Source organism: Ligilactobacillus acidipiscis DSM 15836, from assembly GCF_001435755.1.
GTDB classification, from domain to species: Bacteria; Bacillota; Bacilli; order Lactobacillales; family Lactobacillaceae; genus Ligilactobacillus; species Ligilactobacillus acidipiscis.
This window is the reverse complement of record NZ_AZFI01000027.1, coordinates 1-18,121: the sequence shown is the minus strand read 5'-3', so window position 1 is coordinate 18,121 and position 18,121 is coordinate 1. Positions and strand designations below refer to the sequence as shown.

The window sequence follows — 18,121 nt, the reverse complement described above, 5'->3', positions numbered from 1 at the left end:
GCCTAGTTACTGCCCATGCCGGGCGCACCTATAACAATAAACTTATAACCAGTTTATATTTATACTTTTTGATGTTTTGTACTAGGATTCACTAAATGGCTGACATACTCCGAAAAAAAGACAAAAAAAGAGAGGAGCATTTTATTCCCCTCACATAACGACTTGCTTTAAGCTGTCAAAGCTAGTCTGATATTTTTAATTTGTTTAGCCAATAACTTACAACCCGTTTTAATTTGTTGCTCCGAAACGCCCGTAAAGTTTAAACGCATCTGATTAGCTTGATGGCTAGTTTCATACAACTGTGAACTTTCAATAAAAGTTACCGGACTGTTGTCTGTCAACAAACTTTTAGCTGACATATTTTGAGGTAATGTGACCCAAATGAAAAATCCGCCATCCGGTTTGGAAAAACTGCAATCTTGTGGCAAATATTGGGCCAATGTACTTTGCATTACTTCATTTCGCTGACCATAAACTTCACGGATCTGGTTAATATGTTCTTCCAGATCATTTTCTTCCAGATACTGATCGATCATTTGCAATACGACATTTGACGGCTGAAAATCAGTAGCTGAACGCAAACCGTTGACGAGTTGGAGAAATTGCGGCTCTGCGACCATCCAGCCAACACGTAAAGCCGGCGACAATATTTTAGAAAAACTCCCTAATAACACAACATTACCAGTCTGATCAAATGATTTGATAGTTGGCAGGTCTTGCCCTCGATAACGCAAGTCACGGTATGGATCATCTTCAATGATCAAAAAGTTATATTTTTGGGCTAATTTAACGATTCGTTTCCTTTTCGCCACAGACATGCACACGCCTGTTGGATTTTGGAACGTAGGTATCGTATAAACTAACTTAACTGGATGGCTGCTCACAATTTTTTCCAGTTGGTCAAGGTCTGGCCCATCACTTTGCATTTGCATTTCATAAAAAGTCGGCTTACGACTTTCAAATGCCTGTAAAGCTCCGATATAACTTGGACCCTCGACCACAACGCCATCACCAATGTCTAGGAACAGATCTGCCAAAAGACTGATGCCTTGTTGCGCACCTTGAGTCAAAAACAAATTATTTTCATCAATATCTGAAACACCAGTCCGAGAAACTAGCTCAGCTATCTTTTTACGCAAAGGAGCATAGCCATCAACGGATGCATATTGATATAGATTCAAATCACTGTTGTGAGATCTATGTACAAATGCTTTCTCCAGCTGTTCTTTTGGGAACAGTTCTTTGGCCGGGTAACCCGCGGCAAACGAGATCACCTGTTCATTGTTACTCAGTGCTAATAACTCGTCCATTGCTGAAGGATCCTGGGAGATCCGTTGTGATATTTTTGGCAGCATATTTACTCCTCCTCGTATGATTTCTTTGATTTATAAGTTACTCTTAGGATACTATCAAAGTATAGTTTAGTAAAATTCAACTTATTCAGTTTAAAATGAATATTATTCATCTTAAAATCAAAAGCAAGTCACCTCAGTGTTTTTCCAGATAAAGCATTACGCTCCGACTAGGTACTTTTTGTCTGATTTTTGCAAAAAAAAAGCAGCAGATATTCTAAAAAAAGAATACCTGCTGCTATTTCTAATAAACTCAAACTTTTGCGGAAAGATCTTCAACATTGACCATGCCAGTCAGTTCGCCACTATTGCTACCACGAAGACTTAACATTTTATTTGTTGGGTTCACAACTAATTTCATCTGAGGATCCATGTACATTTCACTATATCCCTTATATCTAAAGGCCCCGATGTTAGAGTCCAAGGACTTGTTGTAATCCTTTTGTTCTGCATCTTTATCAACGGCAATGACTCTAAAAACGGAAGCTAAAGTACATGTACCGACATTTGATAAAGAACCGACACCATCGTCAAAGTCCAACAACAGATCCTTACCTTCATCGAGATATCTTTGTAATTTTTCTTGTGCTTGTGGTTCTACTGTTAAATACATTTCCATCTCTCCCTCGTCTTCATAACTTACACCTTAATTTTACTAATATTTTGTAAGTATGCAAGTTTAATGCTTGCAAGCAATTAAAGTTCACCATCGGCAATCGCATCCAGTGTCAGTCTAGAAGGAATAAAGAATAATTGACCACTTAAGAGTGTGGAAAACGTGAGCAGAAAATCTGATGTGTCAACCATTTGCTGGCACATCTTTTTAGTAACTTCCCAGTGTCTTGCATAGCCGATAAAGTATGTTCCAGTTTTACCAGAAGCCGGATCTGAAAACGGCACATTCATCCGGACGATTTTTTGTTCCTCACCATCGATCTCGATATTTGAGCTAACATTATGAGCATTCGGCATTTTGTCCTCATCTTCCAGTTCAAGATCGGTGAACTTTTCACGTCCGACGGCCCGCTCTTGTTGTTCCGTCTTCATCTTATTCCAAAAATCCATATCATGCAGCCATTTCTGGGCAAAGGCATATGAGCCATTAATGTAATTTTCGTCTTCATCACCGATCAAGGCGTAACCTGCTGCATCTTCGATCTGCGGGGCTTCTGTGCCATCAACAAAGCCAATAATAGCCCGTCCTTCAAAGTAGCGGAATCCCTTTGTCTCGTCTTGGACTTCTGCAATGTCTTTCAAGAAATGCATGAACTGTGTTTGAGCTTCATAAACAACCGCCTCGTTACTTGCACGCAAATGGAAAAAAAGGTCTCCGCCTGTCCCTGGCATACTATACTTCGGTCCTTTTAAACCGGTAAAGTTTTCGAGTTCTTTAGGCTTAGGTGCATCTGGAAACAAATATTCGAAGGCATCACTGCTGAATCCAAAACTAGCTTTTAATGAAGATCTTCCTGTCTTTGGATCTGCATCTCTGATCTTTAAAGAACGTAAGATCGCCTGATAGCGGTCTGCAAACTCTTGAATAGCTTCACGATCACTAGCCTGATCTTGCCGCTTTAATTTCAAAACCGTAAATTGAACATGTTCACCAATATCTTTCCAGACATCTTGTGCTTGACTAGCATCAACTGTCATCTTTGAAACCCCCTAGGAATTTTAGAGCGTTTGTAAAAAGCAGCAAACAAATACGACTTCCCACAAACTTTAACTCAATTGATTTTATTTACAGTTACAATTGTAAAGTGGGGCAGCAAAAATTTCAATATAAATCCCATTAAAAAAACCTAAAACAAAGATATTTATTATTTTTCTAAAATAAAAGAATAACAAAAAAGCCTTCTCAGGTTCTTGTAAAACACTAAGAAGGCAAATTTGTTATTTATCAGAAGTCAAACACACTATAGCGCGCTCGCTCTGATTGAACATCGATCGTAGTTTCATCGATCTCTGGACGCAATTTTAATATAACTTGTAAACTTTTCTGTTCCTCGTCAGTCAAAAAATGACGTGTCGGGATGTTAACAATATTACGTCCGTTAGCTGAATACTCTAAGACATTTTCTTCCACCTTAGGCGGCTCAGGTTTTTCCAAATATTTCCCGATGACTGGATCTTCTGTCATATATACACTAGCTAACAAAAATGTTGTTGCCAGACCCATCAATAAGTTTTCTTCTAAAACGCCTTTTTCTTGTGCATCTCTTTTTGTATCACGATCGACCAGTCTAGTGACAATACTTTCTAAACCAGATTCTTCTGCAAAAGCATAGTTTCCTTTTGAAAAAGCAACTAACGGATCATCTCCTAGATAAATGATCAAAGAGTATGGGGCAATGTTACCGCTAGTCTGCAGCATCACCCCGCGCTGTCCGTGTGATTCCTTTAATTCTTCTAACAGTTGATCTTCAAAATCTTGTGCTAAAACCGCATGGATCTCAGAAATTTGCAAAACCTTAGCTAATCCAGCAGCATAATGCTGTTCAAACTGAGCAGCATATTCACGCATCGTATCATTTTGCAGATAAAGCAGATCTTTTTCAGTAAATTTTTCTGACATATTGGCCTCCCTTCATTTTCGATACAAATGAGAATGAAGGTCTATTAAAATTTGGTTTTAAAGACCTTTTTAACCTTTGAATCTTCTCTATTGTAATCCAAATTTAAATAATACGAAAATCTTCAACTCCACAATTGTTCATTAAATTTAAAAGTGATAATTTCTTAAAAGTCACTACACCTGCCCTGTAGTATAAAACAATTAAGGGATCAGTATGCTTTAGCCAGCTTGCTTCTAGTAAACGAAACAAAATTGATCACCATTATTAGACTGCAGAATAAAAAGATCTGGCGGTAATCAAAAATTGTAGCGATCGCTGAACCTAGCAGCGGACCAAACATATTACCCAGAGACTGGAAGCTCTGGTTATATGAAAATACAATACTGGTATTCTCTGGTGCCGTATTTTTCGTCAGTAAAGTCTGGACAGATGGTAGAATTGCGGCATCTGAAACACCTGTCAACAACCGGAAGAACATCAAAATGTACACATTTTTGACAAATGAAGTGAGAGCAAACACGATCATCGCGAACACAAAGCCAAATATTAGTAATTTGTGCGTACCGATCTTATCGCCCAAGCGGCCAAAAAATGGTGCTGCAAGTACTGTAGAGATCCCTGGCATCGCCGCAACTAAACCAGCCATCATTGTGACTGACTGCCCTGGAGTTGTTAATTCCTTGACAAACAAACTTAAGATCGGGTTGATCGACATCGTTACGACTTGAACCAACATGGTAGTTGTGATCAGTAATAAGATGACTTTATTACTTCTAATATCTTTAAAAGTCAGCGATTCTTTTTGTTTGCCGCTTGGCTGGGTCTGGACATTAGGTTTTTCATGTACCAAGAAATACGTCAGCAAGCACACTATCAGCATAATCACACCTGTGATATGAAAAGAAATTCGATACGAGAATGCATCAGCTAAAAAGCCGCCCAGTAATGGTCCCAAAAGGTTACCTGCAGTAATACCCGTTACTAAAATGCTTAAGGAATGCCCAGAATGCTCTCTGGGCGTTTGTGCTGCTACTAAAGCATTTGAATTTGAAACATAACCGCCAAATGCACCCTGTAACGCACGTAAAGCAAAGAGTTCCCAAACATTAGTTACAAAGCCCATCAAAAAAAGACGATCCCCATTCCAAACGAAGCCCGGATCAGCATCAATTTACGTCCCTTCTGATCAGCGAGCTTGCCCCAGAGTGGAGAAACGATCGCCATGATCAAAAAAGTCACCGCGTAGACTAGGCCGCTATAGACCGAAAGTTGATTTTTTGAAAAATGGCCTAATTCGTTAATAAAAAGTGACAAGAATGGCATGATTTCGCTCATTCCGACACCTGTCATGAACACACCAAACCATAAAACATATAAATTTTGTTTCCATAGGGGCCGTTTTTCATGTGATTCAGTTTCCATTACATAACTTCCTTGTATGATTAATGACAGAGCGCAGGAACTTGGATAGAAGGCGCGCACTAGCAGACTTTTATGTCAGAATGCGTTTTTTGCATTGTGGGATAAAAGTTGGCTAGGCACAACCTTCTGAGTTTCGGAGCTCGACTAAAATGACAGAGCGCAGCGAGACGTTCAAGAGACGAGCATATCGGACTTAGGCGTTATAGCACGTTCTTTTGCGCTGTAATGGCTAAGTTGGATAAGCGGAGTCGCTTGGCTCGCGGAGCTCGACTAAAATAACAAAGCGCACTACTACTATTTTCCGATAAAAAACGTCTGGACATAAGTTAATGAGAATTACGTCCAGATAAATAATTAGATGTCTCTTTTTTCAACAATTATGGACTATTTTACAAACTCCAAGGCTGATCAACTTCTGGAATATAACCTTGGCCTTTATCCAAGAGTTGTAAAAAGTCCTGCGGATCGGCTTTGATCGTTGGAAATGTGTTGTAGTGAACCGGAACAACTGTCTTCGCCTGCAATAATTTAGCAGCATAGGCTGCATCGTCGCCACCCATCGTAAAATGATCACCGATCGGCAAGAAAGCCACATCAACAGGTTGTTTACGACCAACTAACTGCATATCAGAAAAGAGCCCCGTATCGCCAGCAATGTAAATCAACTTGCCCTCGATCTTTAGGGCCAAACCAGTTGCCACACCTAAAGGCAAATTCACCCCGTTCACGGGAGTTGCTGTCGTATGCCAGGCAGGAATGATCTTAACGTCACCAAAATCCAGCTTTTCCGTACCCCCAATATTAGGACCGTAGGTTTTAAAGCCTTTTTCTGCAAAATAACCAGCAAGATCAGTCATCGCCACAATACTTGCACCGCACCGTTTGGCAATTTCTTCGGTACTGCCAACATGGTCGCCATGCGCATGAGTCAATAGAATATAGTCTGGAGAAAAATCTGCAGCTTTTGTCTTGGTAAAGGGATTTCCATCGATAAATGGATCGATCAAAATTTGCTTACCTGCGGTTTTTACTTCAATGAACGAATGACCGTGCCAAATTATTTTCATACCTTTATTCCTCCTCATAAATTTGTCAGAAAACATCGTTAAGATAAACTCGGCTAAAATTATAAATGACCTTTTCGAATTATCATTCTACCCTCTCTTTTAACCCTTTATCAAACAATTAAACTGGACTAAACAATCAATAACCTTGGCCCAGATCAACGACATTTTCCACTGGCACAATTTCGTCAGCAGCCATTTGCCGAATATTGCGTGCCGCAATCTCTACCACTCGATGATCGTACAAGGCTGTGTCACCACCAGTATGAGGAGTCAGCAAGACATTCCCTAATTGCCAAAATGTTGAGGATGACGGCAGCGGCTCTTCCTTGAACACATCCATTATGGCACCGGCAATTTGCTCATTTTGTAAGGCTTCGATTAAATCATCTTCATTGTTAGTCTTCCCGCGACCGTAGTTAATATAAACCGCTGACTTAGCAACTTGTTGACCAATATGCCCGACTCCTAACAAAAGCAATGTCTTATCCGCTAATTCTTGGTAACGTGAGATTTGCAACTCATTCCAAGTATGTTTTTGCTGGCTAACAAAAGCATGTTGCAAATGTCGATCCCAAGTAATCATTTCACCCAGGATCTGCTCTGCTAAACCCGGTACCATTGCCCCGGAAGCGTTAGTCAAAGAGATGTGCTTTTCTTTAAAAAGCTGTTGCGGTAACTCATCAACGCCGGCAGACCATGCCTGGACCCACTTTACAGAGTCGTTGGAGGTTAAAAGATCAGTTATTTTATTATCATAACCCAAAATAACATCTACACCATCCAAGGTATCTTCAGTTATTTCTGAAGCCGGCACATATAAATATTCAACTGTCCCAGCTTTTTTGAGTAACTCTTCATCGTCTGAACTGAGTTTCTGTAAACTCAATACTTTCATTTTATCTCCCTCTCCTTTATGATATTTTAACTAAAAGTATAGTACAGATCTATCAATTTCTCCCCTATTTTGAATCAACAAAAAAGGGTGTTGTCTCCAAACTTCAAGACAACACCCTTATTAGCAATAATTTATTCTAGTGATACAAATCAAAACGACCCTTAGCAAAGAGTTCTTTTGAACCACCAGTTTCCATCAAAGATTTGTCCATGATGATCTTCTTTAAAGCAGATGCAAGATAGCCCTTAACTGACTTGCCATTTCCTAAGATACCAAAGGCACTCGTATTACCGATCGATGCAACTGTACCAAGAGAATCATAAGTAAAGTCACCAGTTTCACGGCCTGATAATTGCGCCAAGATATTCTTAGCAGCCAATTCACCCATCACTAACGAGATCTGAGCTGTTGTTGGATATGGACGGTTTGATTCCGGATCCATCACTGCTGAACAGTCACCAACCAAATATACATTACGGTATTCTGGATCACGAAGGTCACTGTCGACCATCATGCGACCACGTCTTGCTGAGAAGCCAGATTCATCGATGACCTTGCTGCCTGAAACACCTGTTGTCCAGATGATCGTGTTAGCAGTTAATTCATCAGTATCCCCTGTTTCGGCATTTGTTTGATAAACAACAGTTTGAGGTTTGATAGCTTTGATCGGTTTACCAGTCAAGAACTTAATACCCCAACTTTCAAGCTTAGCAACACCATAATCAGCCAATTCTTCAGGCATCATAGGTAACAAACGAGTAACAGCTTCAACTACATAAATTTCGATCCGTTCTGGAGCTACACCAGCAATCTCAGCAAATGATGCGCGGTTTTCGTTTAAAGCACCCAACAATTCGATACCAGTAAATCCGGCACCACAAACAACGATCTTCAAATCATCCGGGTTGTGTGTTTCTTTATAATCTTCCATTTGTGAAACGATATGGTCATGGACCGCGATCGCAGTTTTAACGTCCACCATTGGCAATGAGTTTTCATCAACTCCGGAAATACCAAATGATTCTGAACGGAAACCTAAAGCAACGATCACATAATCATATGAAAGTGTTTCCCCGTTATCTAAGCTAACTTCTTGTTTATCACGATCGATCTTTTCAACAGAAGCCTGAACAAATGTTGTTACATCTGGATCAACAACATCTTCGATTGGATAAAGGATTTTTTCAGCAGGTTGTGTACCTGCAGCAACTTCATGTAAATCAGTTGCTTCATAGTGGTAGTCGTTACGATCTACCAAAGTAATATGAAAGCCACCTTTGCTTCCTTGCAAAAATTTCAAAGCGCGCAAGCCTGCGTACCCGCCACCTAAAATAACAATTTCTTTCATTTGAATCTCTCCTTATAGTGTAAAAATAATATAAACTAGATAAGATAATGCTTGTGCAACCGAACCCACCGCAAGAATTTTAATGGCACAGGGGAAAGTCTCTTTTTTGACTTGCTTTGCCCTAAAGAGCTGCACATTTTTTATGATCACAGGTAATGCCAGCAAAGACAATAAAACTGTCCAAGGAGCAATACCGACAAACACTGACAATACTAATACGAGGACTGCTATAACGTTCATTATAACAAATAATCTGACTGAATTCTTCTTTCCCAAGTAATGAGACAAAGTATAACGCTGATTTTTTTCATCTTCATCTAAATCACATGTATTATTAGCTAACATGAGATTGGAGATCCATAGCGTATCAGGCAAAGAAATCAGAATAACGCCCAGAATAGTAAGCCAATTCCATGTAAAATCTTGGTATGTATTAATATATACACACAACAAAGTGATCATGAATCCCATTGTCGGACCTGAAAATAGTTCTCCTAATGGTAAGCTGGATAACGGTCTTGGACCAGATGAATAAAAGATCCCAACCAAATAACAAAGAACACCCATCACTAATACTGGCCAGCCGGTAACATAGGCTATGGTAATGCCGATTGCTGCCGAAACAAATATCATCGATATCATAAGTCCAAATACTAACCTTAATGATAAGTGTTCTCGGCCAATAATGTTAGTATTTTGCTTATAATTTTTTTCGTCAACTGCATGATGGTAGTCATTATAGTTATCCAAAATGTCGACTGCCATATTGAACAGGAACATTGACACAAAAAAAGCAAGTAACAATCCTGGATGGATAGAATGAAAATTGTACCAACTATAACATGCACCTAAAATAAAAGGTAAAACACTAGCAGTTTTAGCTTTGATCTCAACTAATTCCAAAAAACAGAAATAGGCAAAATAACACCTCCTTTCAATAACAGAGCGTAGAAACTCGGATAAAGGGCACGCACTAACAAACGGCTTTCTATGCTGAAGTTTTTCTCTGATAACTTACTGTGATCGACTGTACTAGAAAAATATAAACAAGTAAACTCGCTTCTTATTTAGCGTAGAACAAACAATTTTCATCTAAAGATAAAAGTTTATGGCGTCAAATTTGTAAAAAAAGTTGTCAACAACCTATCCCACTTATATTCTACTAGCAAAACATACAAAATATCAATTAAATGTTTTTCACATCTTCCAAAAATATGGTTTAATATAGTGTATATACTCGTTTACTAATTAGGGGCAGGAAGGACTACGAACATGTTTACATTATGGAATAAATTTCCTCAAATTTACAAACAACTTAAGCACGTCGAAAAAATGATCGACGACAGGCTTCATACAAATAATCCCAATGTCGAAGAGCTACTCAAATCTTTAGCAGAAGACCAAGGCAAACAACTACGCCCAGGTCTATTTTTACTATTTAGCCAACTTGGTGAACAAAAAATACATAGCGACGAGAAGATGATCAAAATCGCAGCCTCAGTTGAAATCCTGCACAAGGCTACCCTGATCCATGACGATATCATTGATGATTCGCCTTTAAGACGCGGTAAGATCACCATTCAATCAAAGTATGGTAAGGATGTTGCTGTCTACGCAGGCGATCTGCTATTTACCGTCTTTTTCAGCTTGTTGACTGAAGCGATGAACGGTTCAAAATACATGAGCTACAATTCTAAAGCAATGTACAACTTATTAGTTGGTGAACTTAGTCAAATGCATCTCAGGTATTCGCAGACTCAATCGATCGCTGATTATTTGGAAAACATCAAGGGTAAAACGGCTGCTTTATTCAAATTGGCGTGCATGGAAGGGATCCATTTCACCCAACCTGATCCGGAAACTGAGACTCTAGCCGGTGAGATTGGTTTAAACATCGGGATCGCTTTTCAAATCTATGACGATATTTTAGACTACACCGGCAATACCAAAAGTTTAAAAAAACCTGTTTTAGAAGATGTGGCTGAAGGTGTTTATTCTTCACCTTTGTTGTTTGCATTTACTAAAGCACCAGCTGAATTTAAACCCTTGCTGGATAAAAAGCAGGATATTAGTCCAGCCGAGATCCAAGAAGTTGCAAAATTAGTCGCAAAATATGATGGTGTAAAAGATGCTCAAGCTCTAGCCAAACGTTATACTGACTTGGCTTTGGCAGAAATTGATTCTTTAAGCAATCAAAAAGTAGCTCGTCAAATCAAGACTGTTGCAATCAAACTATTAAATCGTGCTTCGTAATCACGACCAAGAATTAGGGAATGCCAGCGCAGCCATTCCCTCTTTTTTTAGAAATTTCCTCGATCGATCCGCAGTAATTTCTGATAATATGAATTTTCATCTGCCAATTGAGCTGGGCTCCCATTGAGCTTTAATTCACCATCTTCGATGAAAATCACTTGGTCCATCAACGACAGGCCTTGTAAATGATGAGTGACCCAAATCATTGTTTTACCAGTCAATTCTTTGACAAATGTTTCGATCAGTTCTTGTTCAGTAACAGGGTCTAAGCTAACGGTAGGCTCGTCTAAAATAACAATTGGTACCTTTTGCAACAAGATACGCGCTAAAGCCATCCGGTGTCGCTCTCCACCTGAAAAACGATGCCCGGCTTCGTCAACTTGTGTATCAAGTCGTTGTGGCAAACGCATTACCATTTCAGTTAACCCGACCCGTTCTAAAACATCCCACACTTCTTCATCAGTGGCATTCTCGTTACCAATTTTTAAATTATTACGAACTGTAGTCCGAAACAGATATGGATCCTGGTGGATCACACCAACAAAGCGGCTGATCTCATCACCCAAATCATAAACTGGAATATCATTCAATAAGATTTGCCCGCTGACCGGTTTTAAGTCGCCCCGTAATAAATGGATCAAGGTTGTCTTACCAGAACCGCTCCGTCCTAAGATCGCTATTTTTTCACCCTGAGGAATCGACAGCTCAATATCTTTTAGGACATCTTTATTTTCACCATCACTATAATGAAAGCGCAAGTTTCTAACTTCAATTTTTAACGGCTCTGTAATTTTGGAAGCAAGTTTTTGCTGCGCTGTTTCTGTCTGCTCATTTTCTAAAACTTCTTCTTTTGCTGCTGATAAATTATTTAGCCGAGCTAACGAATCGTCATAGATACTTGTTTCCTGAGCCGCACCTGGCATCTGGGTGAAGGCATCTTCTAAAGGAAAGATCACTAAAACAAAAGCCGCGATCCAATTAGCCGCGCCGCCATGATCACCTGGAAACTGAAAAGCCGTCCAACACAAAACAGCAATCGTAATGACTGCCACAACAATCTGAACTAAAAAGTTGCGTAAATTTTCATTATTAGACAACCGATGGTTGACCGCACGTAGCTTGCCCTCCTCATCATCATGTTGTTTAACATAGTCTTGTCCACGCTGACTAAATATCCAGTCTGAAACACCCAAAACATTGTCCGTGAGACCACCATACAGGGTATTTTTAATTGCTTTTTGCTTTTCTTGTTTGGCCCCGTTAATGATCATTGAAAGCAAAGGCATCAAAATCGTCAAGACCCCCAATAACAAGAGCATTATCAAAGCAAAAAACCAGGAAAAAAAGCCCATAGCGATCACGATCACAATGTACAATAACCAGCCAACGATCGTTGGAAAGACCGTGCGTAAGTATAGATTTTGAATATGATCGATGTCATCAGAAAAGACACCTAAAATATCGCCTGTTTGGTGTTTGTCCTTAAAGAAAACCGCGTCTTTTTCCAAAACATTGTACAATTTAAGACGTAATTCACTAGTTAATTTTAAAACCCAATTATGGCTAGTCAATCTTTCTAAATAGCGAAAAACTGGGCGACCGATCCCAAAAGCACGCGTCAAAACAATTGGAACATAGACGAGCAATATATTCTCTGGTAAAGAAGCAGATTTACTGATCAAATAACCTGAGTTAAACATCAAAGCTCCGCCGCAAAAGAATGTCATGAAACCTAAAAACAAAGCTAAAATCATGGACTTAACATATTTGGACAAGAAAGGCTTGATCCAAGTATCATTTTTTAATAACGCAAAAATTTTCATTTAGATCCTCCCCATTGCTTGTCTTAAATGAACTAGTGCACCATTTTTCTGCTTCAATTCTGCCAAACTGCCAGATTCAACGATCTGTCCATGGTCAAGGACCAAGATTTGATCCATCTCATTCATCCAGTGTAATCTGTGCGTTGCAAAAATTACCAAATGATTTTTCATCAAAGGCAGCATTCTTTCTTTTAGTTCAACTTCAGTTTCAATATCTAGGTGAGCCGTTGGTTCATCAAACAGAATTATTTTCCGACTTTGGTCTAGAAAAGCACGTGCCAAGGCAATTCTTTGTGCCTGCCCTCCACTCAAGCTTCTGGCTCCCTCACCTATCACTGTCTTCAAACCATTCGGCAACTCAGAAACTAATTTTTCTAGTCCAACAACCTTAATGGCCTCGTTGACCTGCATAGCGGTAGCCTCTTGATGGTAAAATACGATGTTATCGTGCAAACTAGCATGAAAAATGTACGGATCTTGCGGAATATAAATGACTTGCTTTTGCCAGTCAGGCTGTTTGAATGAATCGATCTGAACACCATTCAAGTCGATTTGAGCATATTCTGGTTGAATAAAACCACTCAAAAGATTGATCAAGGTCGATTTACCAGAACCGCTCAATCCGATTACACCAATGTTTTGATATCCGGTGATCTCAAAAGAAAATTGATTGCTTTGACTGGTCTGGTCATATGAATAAGACATTTTGTCGACCACCAAACGACTATGTTCATTCCATTGCGACAACGTTTTAGCATCCGGAACATTTTCATCAAAATCTAAAATTTTACTGATAGCGCTAAAGGCATTTTTGCCATTCAAAGTCGCATGATAATCATTGGAAAAATCACGGATCGGCAAGAAATACTCTGGGCTTAAAGTTAAGATCACTAAAGCAGGATATAGCAAGATCTGCCCGGAAATCAAATGCAATCCCAAAAAAACCGCTACGACCGCAATAGAAAGTGTTGTAAAGAAATCAAGCGCAAAAGTTGAAAGGATCGCGATTTTCAGAGTATCGATCGTGGCTTTCCGAAACTTTTCACTCGTATTAAAAATGCTTTGCCCATATTTTTTACTTAAACCAAAGAATTTTAGAGTATCGATCCCGCGCAGCGAATCAACAAAATGATTTGACAAGATCTGATAAGAAGCATATTGTTTGTTGGCCTTATCTTGCGCAGCATAACCTAAAACGATCATAAAAATGATATCAACAGGTAAAATTACCAATAAAAATGCCGCTGCTTTCCAATCATAAATTGCGATCCCAATCACTACTACAAATGGAATGATCATCATATTAATGATTTTAGACAAACTCAAGCTCAGGTAATCCTCGACCTGGTCGATACCTTCGAGGGCCATCGTTGTTACATTACCTGTTCCTTCTTTTTGGGTGATCTCAGGGCCAACACGAAAAATCTTATCTAGTAACTGATTTCTGATCTCTTGCGACTGCTGACTGGCAAACTTATCCAAGCGCTGCTGTTTTATGTATATACACAAATGACGCAGCGCGTACAGCACTACGAACCATACGAGCCACGCTATTTGTGCAGACAATGGATGTCCATTCCATAATCCCACGATAGCACGTGAAATCATGATCGTCTGACCGATGATCGCAACAGACTGGATCAATGTCAACAGCATCAGTAAGGACATTATTCCCTTAGCACCTGGGAGTTCCATTATCTTTTTATCTAACATTATTTATTTTTTCACCGTCTCTTTATAAACTTGACTGTTCACTAATATCCGGTACTTTTAGTTTTGCTTTTCTTACCAGTAACACGTTTTCTGAAGATGTAGTACGTCCAACCGATATAAAGCAAAACAATTGGCAAAAATGTGCAAACTACGATCGTCATTACCTTTAAAGTATAAGGAGATGACGAAGAATTAGTGATCAACAGATCAAATTTTGAATTATTTGAACTGATCATCAAACGTGGGAATAATCCTTGGAACAATAAAGCGACCAAAGCGACTAAAGTCAAACCGCTCGTTGCAAAGGCCAGTCCTTCATTATTCTTGATAACTGCTATATGCGCAATGACTGACAATAACACGATCACTGCCAATAAGCTTAGCGTTCCTACAAAATGAACTTGGAAGAAGTCAGTCTTGAAGTACATTAAAACTGCAAAAGCAACCAAACCAATATACAAAATTGGATATAAGACTTCGGCATATTTCTTGACACGATCACGTAAGGGCCATTCCGTTTTAAGACCGATATAATTCAAACCATGCAGATAGGACAACAAAGTCAATGCAACTCCGCCGACAACAGAGAAAAGATTAACATAGTTGGTAAATTCTGCCCAAACATTGCCGCGAGAATCCATTGGCATCCCTTGAACCATGCTGATAAACATGATACCAAACATGAATGGCACTAGGAAACTGCCTAAACCAAGTGTCCAATCCCAAATACCTTTTTTACTTGGGTCAGTCCGACTACGGAATTCAAAGGAAACGCCACGAATAATCAACCCAAACAAAATGATGAACAAAACGAGATAATAACCTGAGAATAAAGCTGAATACCAATACGGAAATGAAGCAAACATCGCGCCTCCAGCAGTGATCAGCCAAACTTCATTACCATCCCAGACAGGTCCGATGGAAGCAATAACTTGGTCGCGTTCATCTTCATCTTTAGCGAGTGTTAAAACCGACATCCCAACACCATAGTCAAAACCTTCCAAGAAGAAGAAACCGGCAAACAAGACGCCGATAATAATAAACCACACTAATTGCAAAGTTGTCATTATTCAAACGCCTCCTTGTTAAATGGATCGACTTCTTTATCAGAACTCAAAGGAGCATTGATCAATTCACTATCTTCATCCTCTGGTCCTTTCTTTAATTCTTTTACGACCAAAGCAACCATAATAGCTCCCAAGATCGAGAACAACAAGAAATAAATAATATTTGATGTCAATAAAGAACCCACTGAAACGTTAGGCGAAACACTGTCTTTGATAGTAAATAAACCGTAAACAGTCCACGGATAGCGGCCAAGTTCTGTGACGAGCCAACCAGAAGTATTAGTCATAAATGGAACAAAGGTAAATAATCCAACGATCCAAAGCATCCACTTTTGTCTAAATAAAAGTTGACTCTTTTTACGTGCAAAGAACAGACCCAAAACAGCCACACCAAGCATTGCCATACCAAAAAGTGCCATAATATGGAAAGACCAGAACAAAGTATTGACCGGTGGATAATAATTATTTTCATCCCCATACTTAGCTTGTAATTCTTTATTAGCTTCGTCCATTCCTTGAATTGAACCGGACGGTTTATGATACGACAAAATACTTAACATATACGGGATTTTAATACTAAATTTATCTTTATGGGTCTTAGTATCCATAAAGTCCACTAGTTTCCAAGGTGCAGGATCAGGAGTATTCTCCTTTTCACCCTCAGTAGCGGCAAACTTCATCGGTTGGTCCTCGATCAAAGCCTTCATTTGTTGGTCACCAGCAGCAAAAACTGCGATCGAACCAATAAGACCGATCACTAAACCTAACTTTAAAGAACGTTTGAAAAATTCCTTTTCCTTTAACTTGTCATTCAAAAGTTTAAAGGCAGACATTCCGGCAATTAAAAAGCCGCCCATGGCGATCGCACCAGCAATAACATGACCAAATTCATACCATGCCTGAGAATTAGCAATCAACTTAGGAAAACTAGTCATCACAGCACGTCCACCCTTGATCGCATACCCAGTTGGGTGCTGCATAAAGGCATTAGCAGTAATGATCCAGAAAGCTGACAACATTGAAGCAATAGTTACTAACCACATGAATGTTGCGTGCAGCCAGGGTTTGACCATCTTCCAGGTGAAGATCCACAAACCCAAAAAAGTCGATTCCATAAAGAAAGCTAACAAAGCTTCAATAGCAAGTGGTGCGCCGAAAATATCGCCCATAAAACGAGAATAATCGGACCAGTTCATTCCGAACTGGAATTCTTGAATGATACCTGTGACAACACCAACTGCAAAACTAAGCAAGAAGATATTACCCCAAAACTTAGTCATGCGTAAGTACATCTTATCTTTAGTACGAACCCACATTGTTTCCATAATAGCAACCACAAGCCCTGTACCAATTGAAAAAGGTACGAAGAAAAAATGAAAAATCGTTGTCATACCAAATTGGAAACGTGCCAAACTCAGAATATCCATTCACAACCCCTCCTTAACAAAATTTTATAAACTCAATCAATACTACTATACACCGAAAGGATCAAAAAACCAATTACCTAAGTAATTTAATATTGTATAAGATTTAAAACGCATGGTACTAGTTCGTAATAATTTCATCTTCACCAAAACTTAAAAAACCTAAATTGTAAACAAAAACGGTTAATTCAATTTTTAGCCAAAAACCTATCAACGAGCGAGTTAAGTTGCGTTTAATGCCATAATTGTCTACCAAAATTGAAAAACGTGCTTCAATGGTGCGATGCAATTTCTTTAAAGTGCGACTGTTATGTTGGAATGATATAGAGCCCAGAGACCATACCCTAACTGAGTAAATTCTTTTTTTAGACTTTGACCAGCATCGCCTACATCACCTAAAACAAAAGGCAAGGACAAGGGGCAATTAAAGTTGACGCGGCTTGAGTATCATGAACCAAAGCCAGTGTTAGATCGTAGTTTAAAATATCGCCAGTGGTTGACACGGTTATTTCTAACCTTTTTGACACAAGGCATTAGCCAAACTATCCATGATTTCAATTTGCCCAGTCTGTGCATACTCTTGTTTTAAACCATGACACAGCGCCATAATAACGGGAAAAAGTTGCTGTGCCAGTCGATTAAAGCGGGTGCGGTCAAAGGTAACCTGATTCGGGATAAACAGCTTAGTCCATGAAAAAAAATTACGTTGTGATTGCATGTTGGTCGTAATTTGTAGGCAAAGTAAAGCTAAAATCTGAATGTCAGAAACTTGTGTGTGTTCAACATTGCGCCGACTGTAAATAAGAGAAGGACAATATTGATGGCAAAGGTCCCCACAAATTTCCCTTAGTTGTTCTAAATCGACTTGTAATCATGTCGCCTTTGTTTAAATTTTAAGTAGTCCAATATGGTTATACTCTTTTTTGTTTGATCACTTAAAAGTCTAATTATTATGGAGCTTTTTTGTAAAATTTTTCGCTAAATATTTGCTTGTTACGCACTAGCACCACACGTAAGATTTAAAATTCAGCTATTCCTTTGCTTCTTTGCATGCTTACTATACAGGCCATAAATTTTTTGCCATTCTCACTATTTATACCAAATATCGGTATTTATTAAAAGCGCTTACACACCTAAATATTTAAAGCTTCTAATCGGGTAGGAGATAGTTCACACTATCG

The 18,121-nt window shown here is 39.1% G+C and carries 13 protein-coding genes and 1 pseudogene; 1 reads left to right on the top strand and 13 read right to left on the bottom strand.

From position 1 onward, the window contains the following. Positions 1 to 167: 167 nt before the first annotated feature. The 9 genes and pseudogenes from FC65_RS03645 to FC65_RS03605 form a co-directional block, all read right to left on the bottom strand. Positions 168 to 1,355 (bottom strand): aminotransferase-like domain-containing protein, encoded by a 1,188-nt coding sequence (locus tag FC65_RS03645; protein ID WP_056971589.1) that lies wholly within the window; start codon positions 1,353 to 1,355, stop codon positions 168 to 170. Positions 1,356 to 1,605: 250 nt separating this feature from the next. Further along, positions 1,606 to 1,965 (bottom strand): iron-sulfur cluster biosynthesis family protein, encoded by a 360-nt coding sequence (locus tag FC65_RS03640; RefSeq protein WP_010499218.1) that lies wholly within the window; start codon positions 1,963 to 1,965, stop codon positions 1,606 to 1,608. An 83-nt stretch (positions 1,966 to 2,048) separates the two neighbouring features. Beyond that, a complete protein-coding gene (locus FC65_RS03635; protein ID WP_056971588.1) occupies positions 2,049 to 3,005 on the bottom strand; it encodes a Dyp-type peroxidase in 957 nt (318 codons plus the stop codon). A 247-nt stretch (positions 3,006 to 3,252) separates the two neighbouring features. Then, positions 3,253 to 3,927 (bottom strand): hypothetical protein, encoded by a 675-nt coding sequence (locus FC65_RS03630; RefSeq protein WP_010499215.1) that lies wholly within the window; start codon positions 3,925 to 3,927, stop codon positions 3,253 to 3,255. A gap of 209 nt (positions 3,928 to 4,136) precedes the next feature. Next, a pseudogene (locus FC65_RS03625) lies at positions 4,137 to 5,350 on the bottom strand (MFS transporter). 389 nt (positions 5,351 to 5,739) lie between these two features. Next, positions 5,740 to 6,417, bottom strand: a complete 678-nt coding sequence (locus tag FC65_RS03620; RefSeq protein WP_010499211.1) for a metal-dependent hydrolase — start codon at positions 6,415 to 6,417, stop codon at positions 5,740 to 5,742. Positions 6,418 to 6,553: 136 nt separating this feature from the next. Next, entirely contained in the window at positions 6,554 to 7,312 is a 759-nt protein-coding gene (locus FC65_RS03615) for an NAD(P)-dependent oxidoreductase (RefSeq protein WP_056971587.1), read from the bottom strand. A gap of 136 nt (positions 7,313 to 7,448) precedes the next feature. Then, a complete protein-coding gene (locus FC65_RS03610; protein WP_010499207.1) occupies positions 7,449 to 8,660 on the bottom strand; it encodes an NAD(P)/FAD-dependent oxidoreductase in 1,212 nt (403 codons plus the stop codon). 12 nt (positions 8,661 to 8,672) lie between these two features. Beyond that, positions 8,673 to 9,563 (bottom strand): prenyltransferase, encoded by an 891-nt coding sequence (locus FC65_RS03605; protein WP_235803067.1) that lies wholly within the window; start codon positions 9,561 to 9,563, stop codon positions 8,673 to 8,675. A gap of 369 nt (positions 9,564 to 9,932) precedes the next feature. On the opposite strand from FC65_RS03605, the gene FC65_RS03600 reads away from it, so the two are divergent. Beyond that, positions 9,933 to 10,913, top strand: coding sequence for a polyprenyl synthetase family protein (locus tag FC65_RS03600; protein ID WP_056971585.1), 981 nt, complete (start codon positions 9,933 to 9,935; stop codon positions 10,911 to 10,913). A gap of 47 nt (positions 10,914 to 10,960) precedes the next feature. On the opposite strand, the gene cydC is transcribed toward FC65_RS03600, so the two are convergent. From cydC to FC65_RS03580, 4 genes are read right to left on the bottom strand one after another with little or no spacing between them, the layout of a single operon-like run. After that, positions 10,961 to 12,736, bottom strand: coding sequence for a thiol reductant ABC exporter subunit CydC (gene cydC / locus FC65_RS03595; protein WP_056971584.1), 1,776 nt, complete (start codon positions 12,734 to 12,736; stop codon positions 10,961 to 10,963). After that, complete coding sequence (gene cydD, locus FC65_RS03590) at positions 12,737 to 14,449, bottom strand: thiol reductant ABC exporter subunit CydD (RefSeq protein WP_056971583.1); 1,713 nt, start codon at positions 14,447 to 14,449, stop codon at positions 12,737 to 12,739. It abuts the gene before it with no gap. A 41-nt stretch (positions 14,450 to 14,490) separates the two neighbouring features. Beyond that, a complete protein-coding gene (gene cydB / locus FC65_RS03585; protein ID WP_010499196.1) occupies positions 14,491 to 15,516 on the bottom strand; it encodes a cytochrome d ubiquinol oxidase subunit II in 1,026 nt (341 codons plus the stop codon). Then, complete coding sequence (locus FC65_RS03580) at positions 15,516 to 16,943, bottom strand: cytochrome ubiquinol oxidase subunit I (protein ID WP_010499195.1); 1,428 nt, start codon at positions 16,941 to 16,943, stop codon at positions 15,516 to 15,518. The genes cydB and FC65_RS03580 overlap by 1 nt, the downstream gene beginning before the upstream one ends. Positions 16,944 to 18,121: the final 1,178 nt, after the last annotated feature.

Coding starts and splice junctions, on each gene's coding strand:
- FC65_RS03645 (WP_056971589.1), bottom strand. CDS start 1,355: ATGCTGCCAAAAATATCACAACGGATCTCCCAGGATCCTTCAGCAATG.
- FC65_RS03640 (WP_010499218.1), bottom strand. CDS start 1,965: ATGTATTTAACAGTAGAACCACAAGCACAAGAAAAATTACAAAGATAT.
- FC65_RS03635 (WP_056971588.1), bottom strand. CDS start 3,005: ATGACAGTTGATGCTAGTCAAGCACAAGATGTCTGGAAAGATATTGGT.
- FC65_RS03630 (WP_010499215.1), bottom strand. CDS start 3,927: ATGTCAGAAAAATTTACTGAAAAAGATCTGCTTTATCTGCAAAATGAT.
- FC65_RS03620 (WP_010499211.1), bottom strand. CDS start 6,417: ATGAAAATAATTTGGCACGGTCATTCGTTCATTGAAGTAAAAACCGCA.
- FC65_RS03615 (WP_056971587.1), bottom strand. CDS start 7,312: ATGAAAGTATTGAGTTTACAGAAACTCAGTTCAGACGATGAAGAGTTA.
- FC65_RS03610 (WP_010499207.1), bottom strand. CDS start 8,660: ATGAAAGAAATTGTTATTTTAGGTGGCGGGTACGCAGGCTTGCGCGCT.
- FC65_RS03600 (WP_056971585.1), top strand. CDS start 9,933: ATGTTTACATTATGGAATAAATTTCCTCAAATTTACAAACAACTTAAG.
- cydC (WP_056971584.1), bottom strand. CDS start 12,736: ATGAAAATTTTTGCGTTATTAAAAAATGATACTTGGATCAAGCCTTTC.
- cydD (WP_056971583.1), bottom strand. CDS start 14,449: ATGTTAGATAAAAAGATAATGGAACTCCCAGGTGCTAAGGGAATAATG.
- cydB (WP_010499196.1), bottom strand. CDS start 15,516: ATGACAACTTTGCAATTAGTGTGGTTTATTATTATCGGCGTCTTGTTT.
- FC65_RS03580 (WP_010499195.1), bottom strand. CDS start 16,943: ATGGATATTCTGAGTTTGGCACGTTTCCAATTTGGTATGACAACGATT.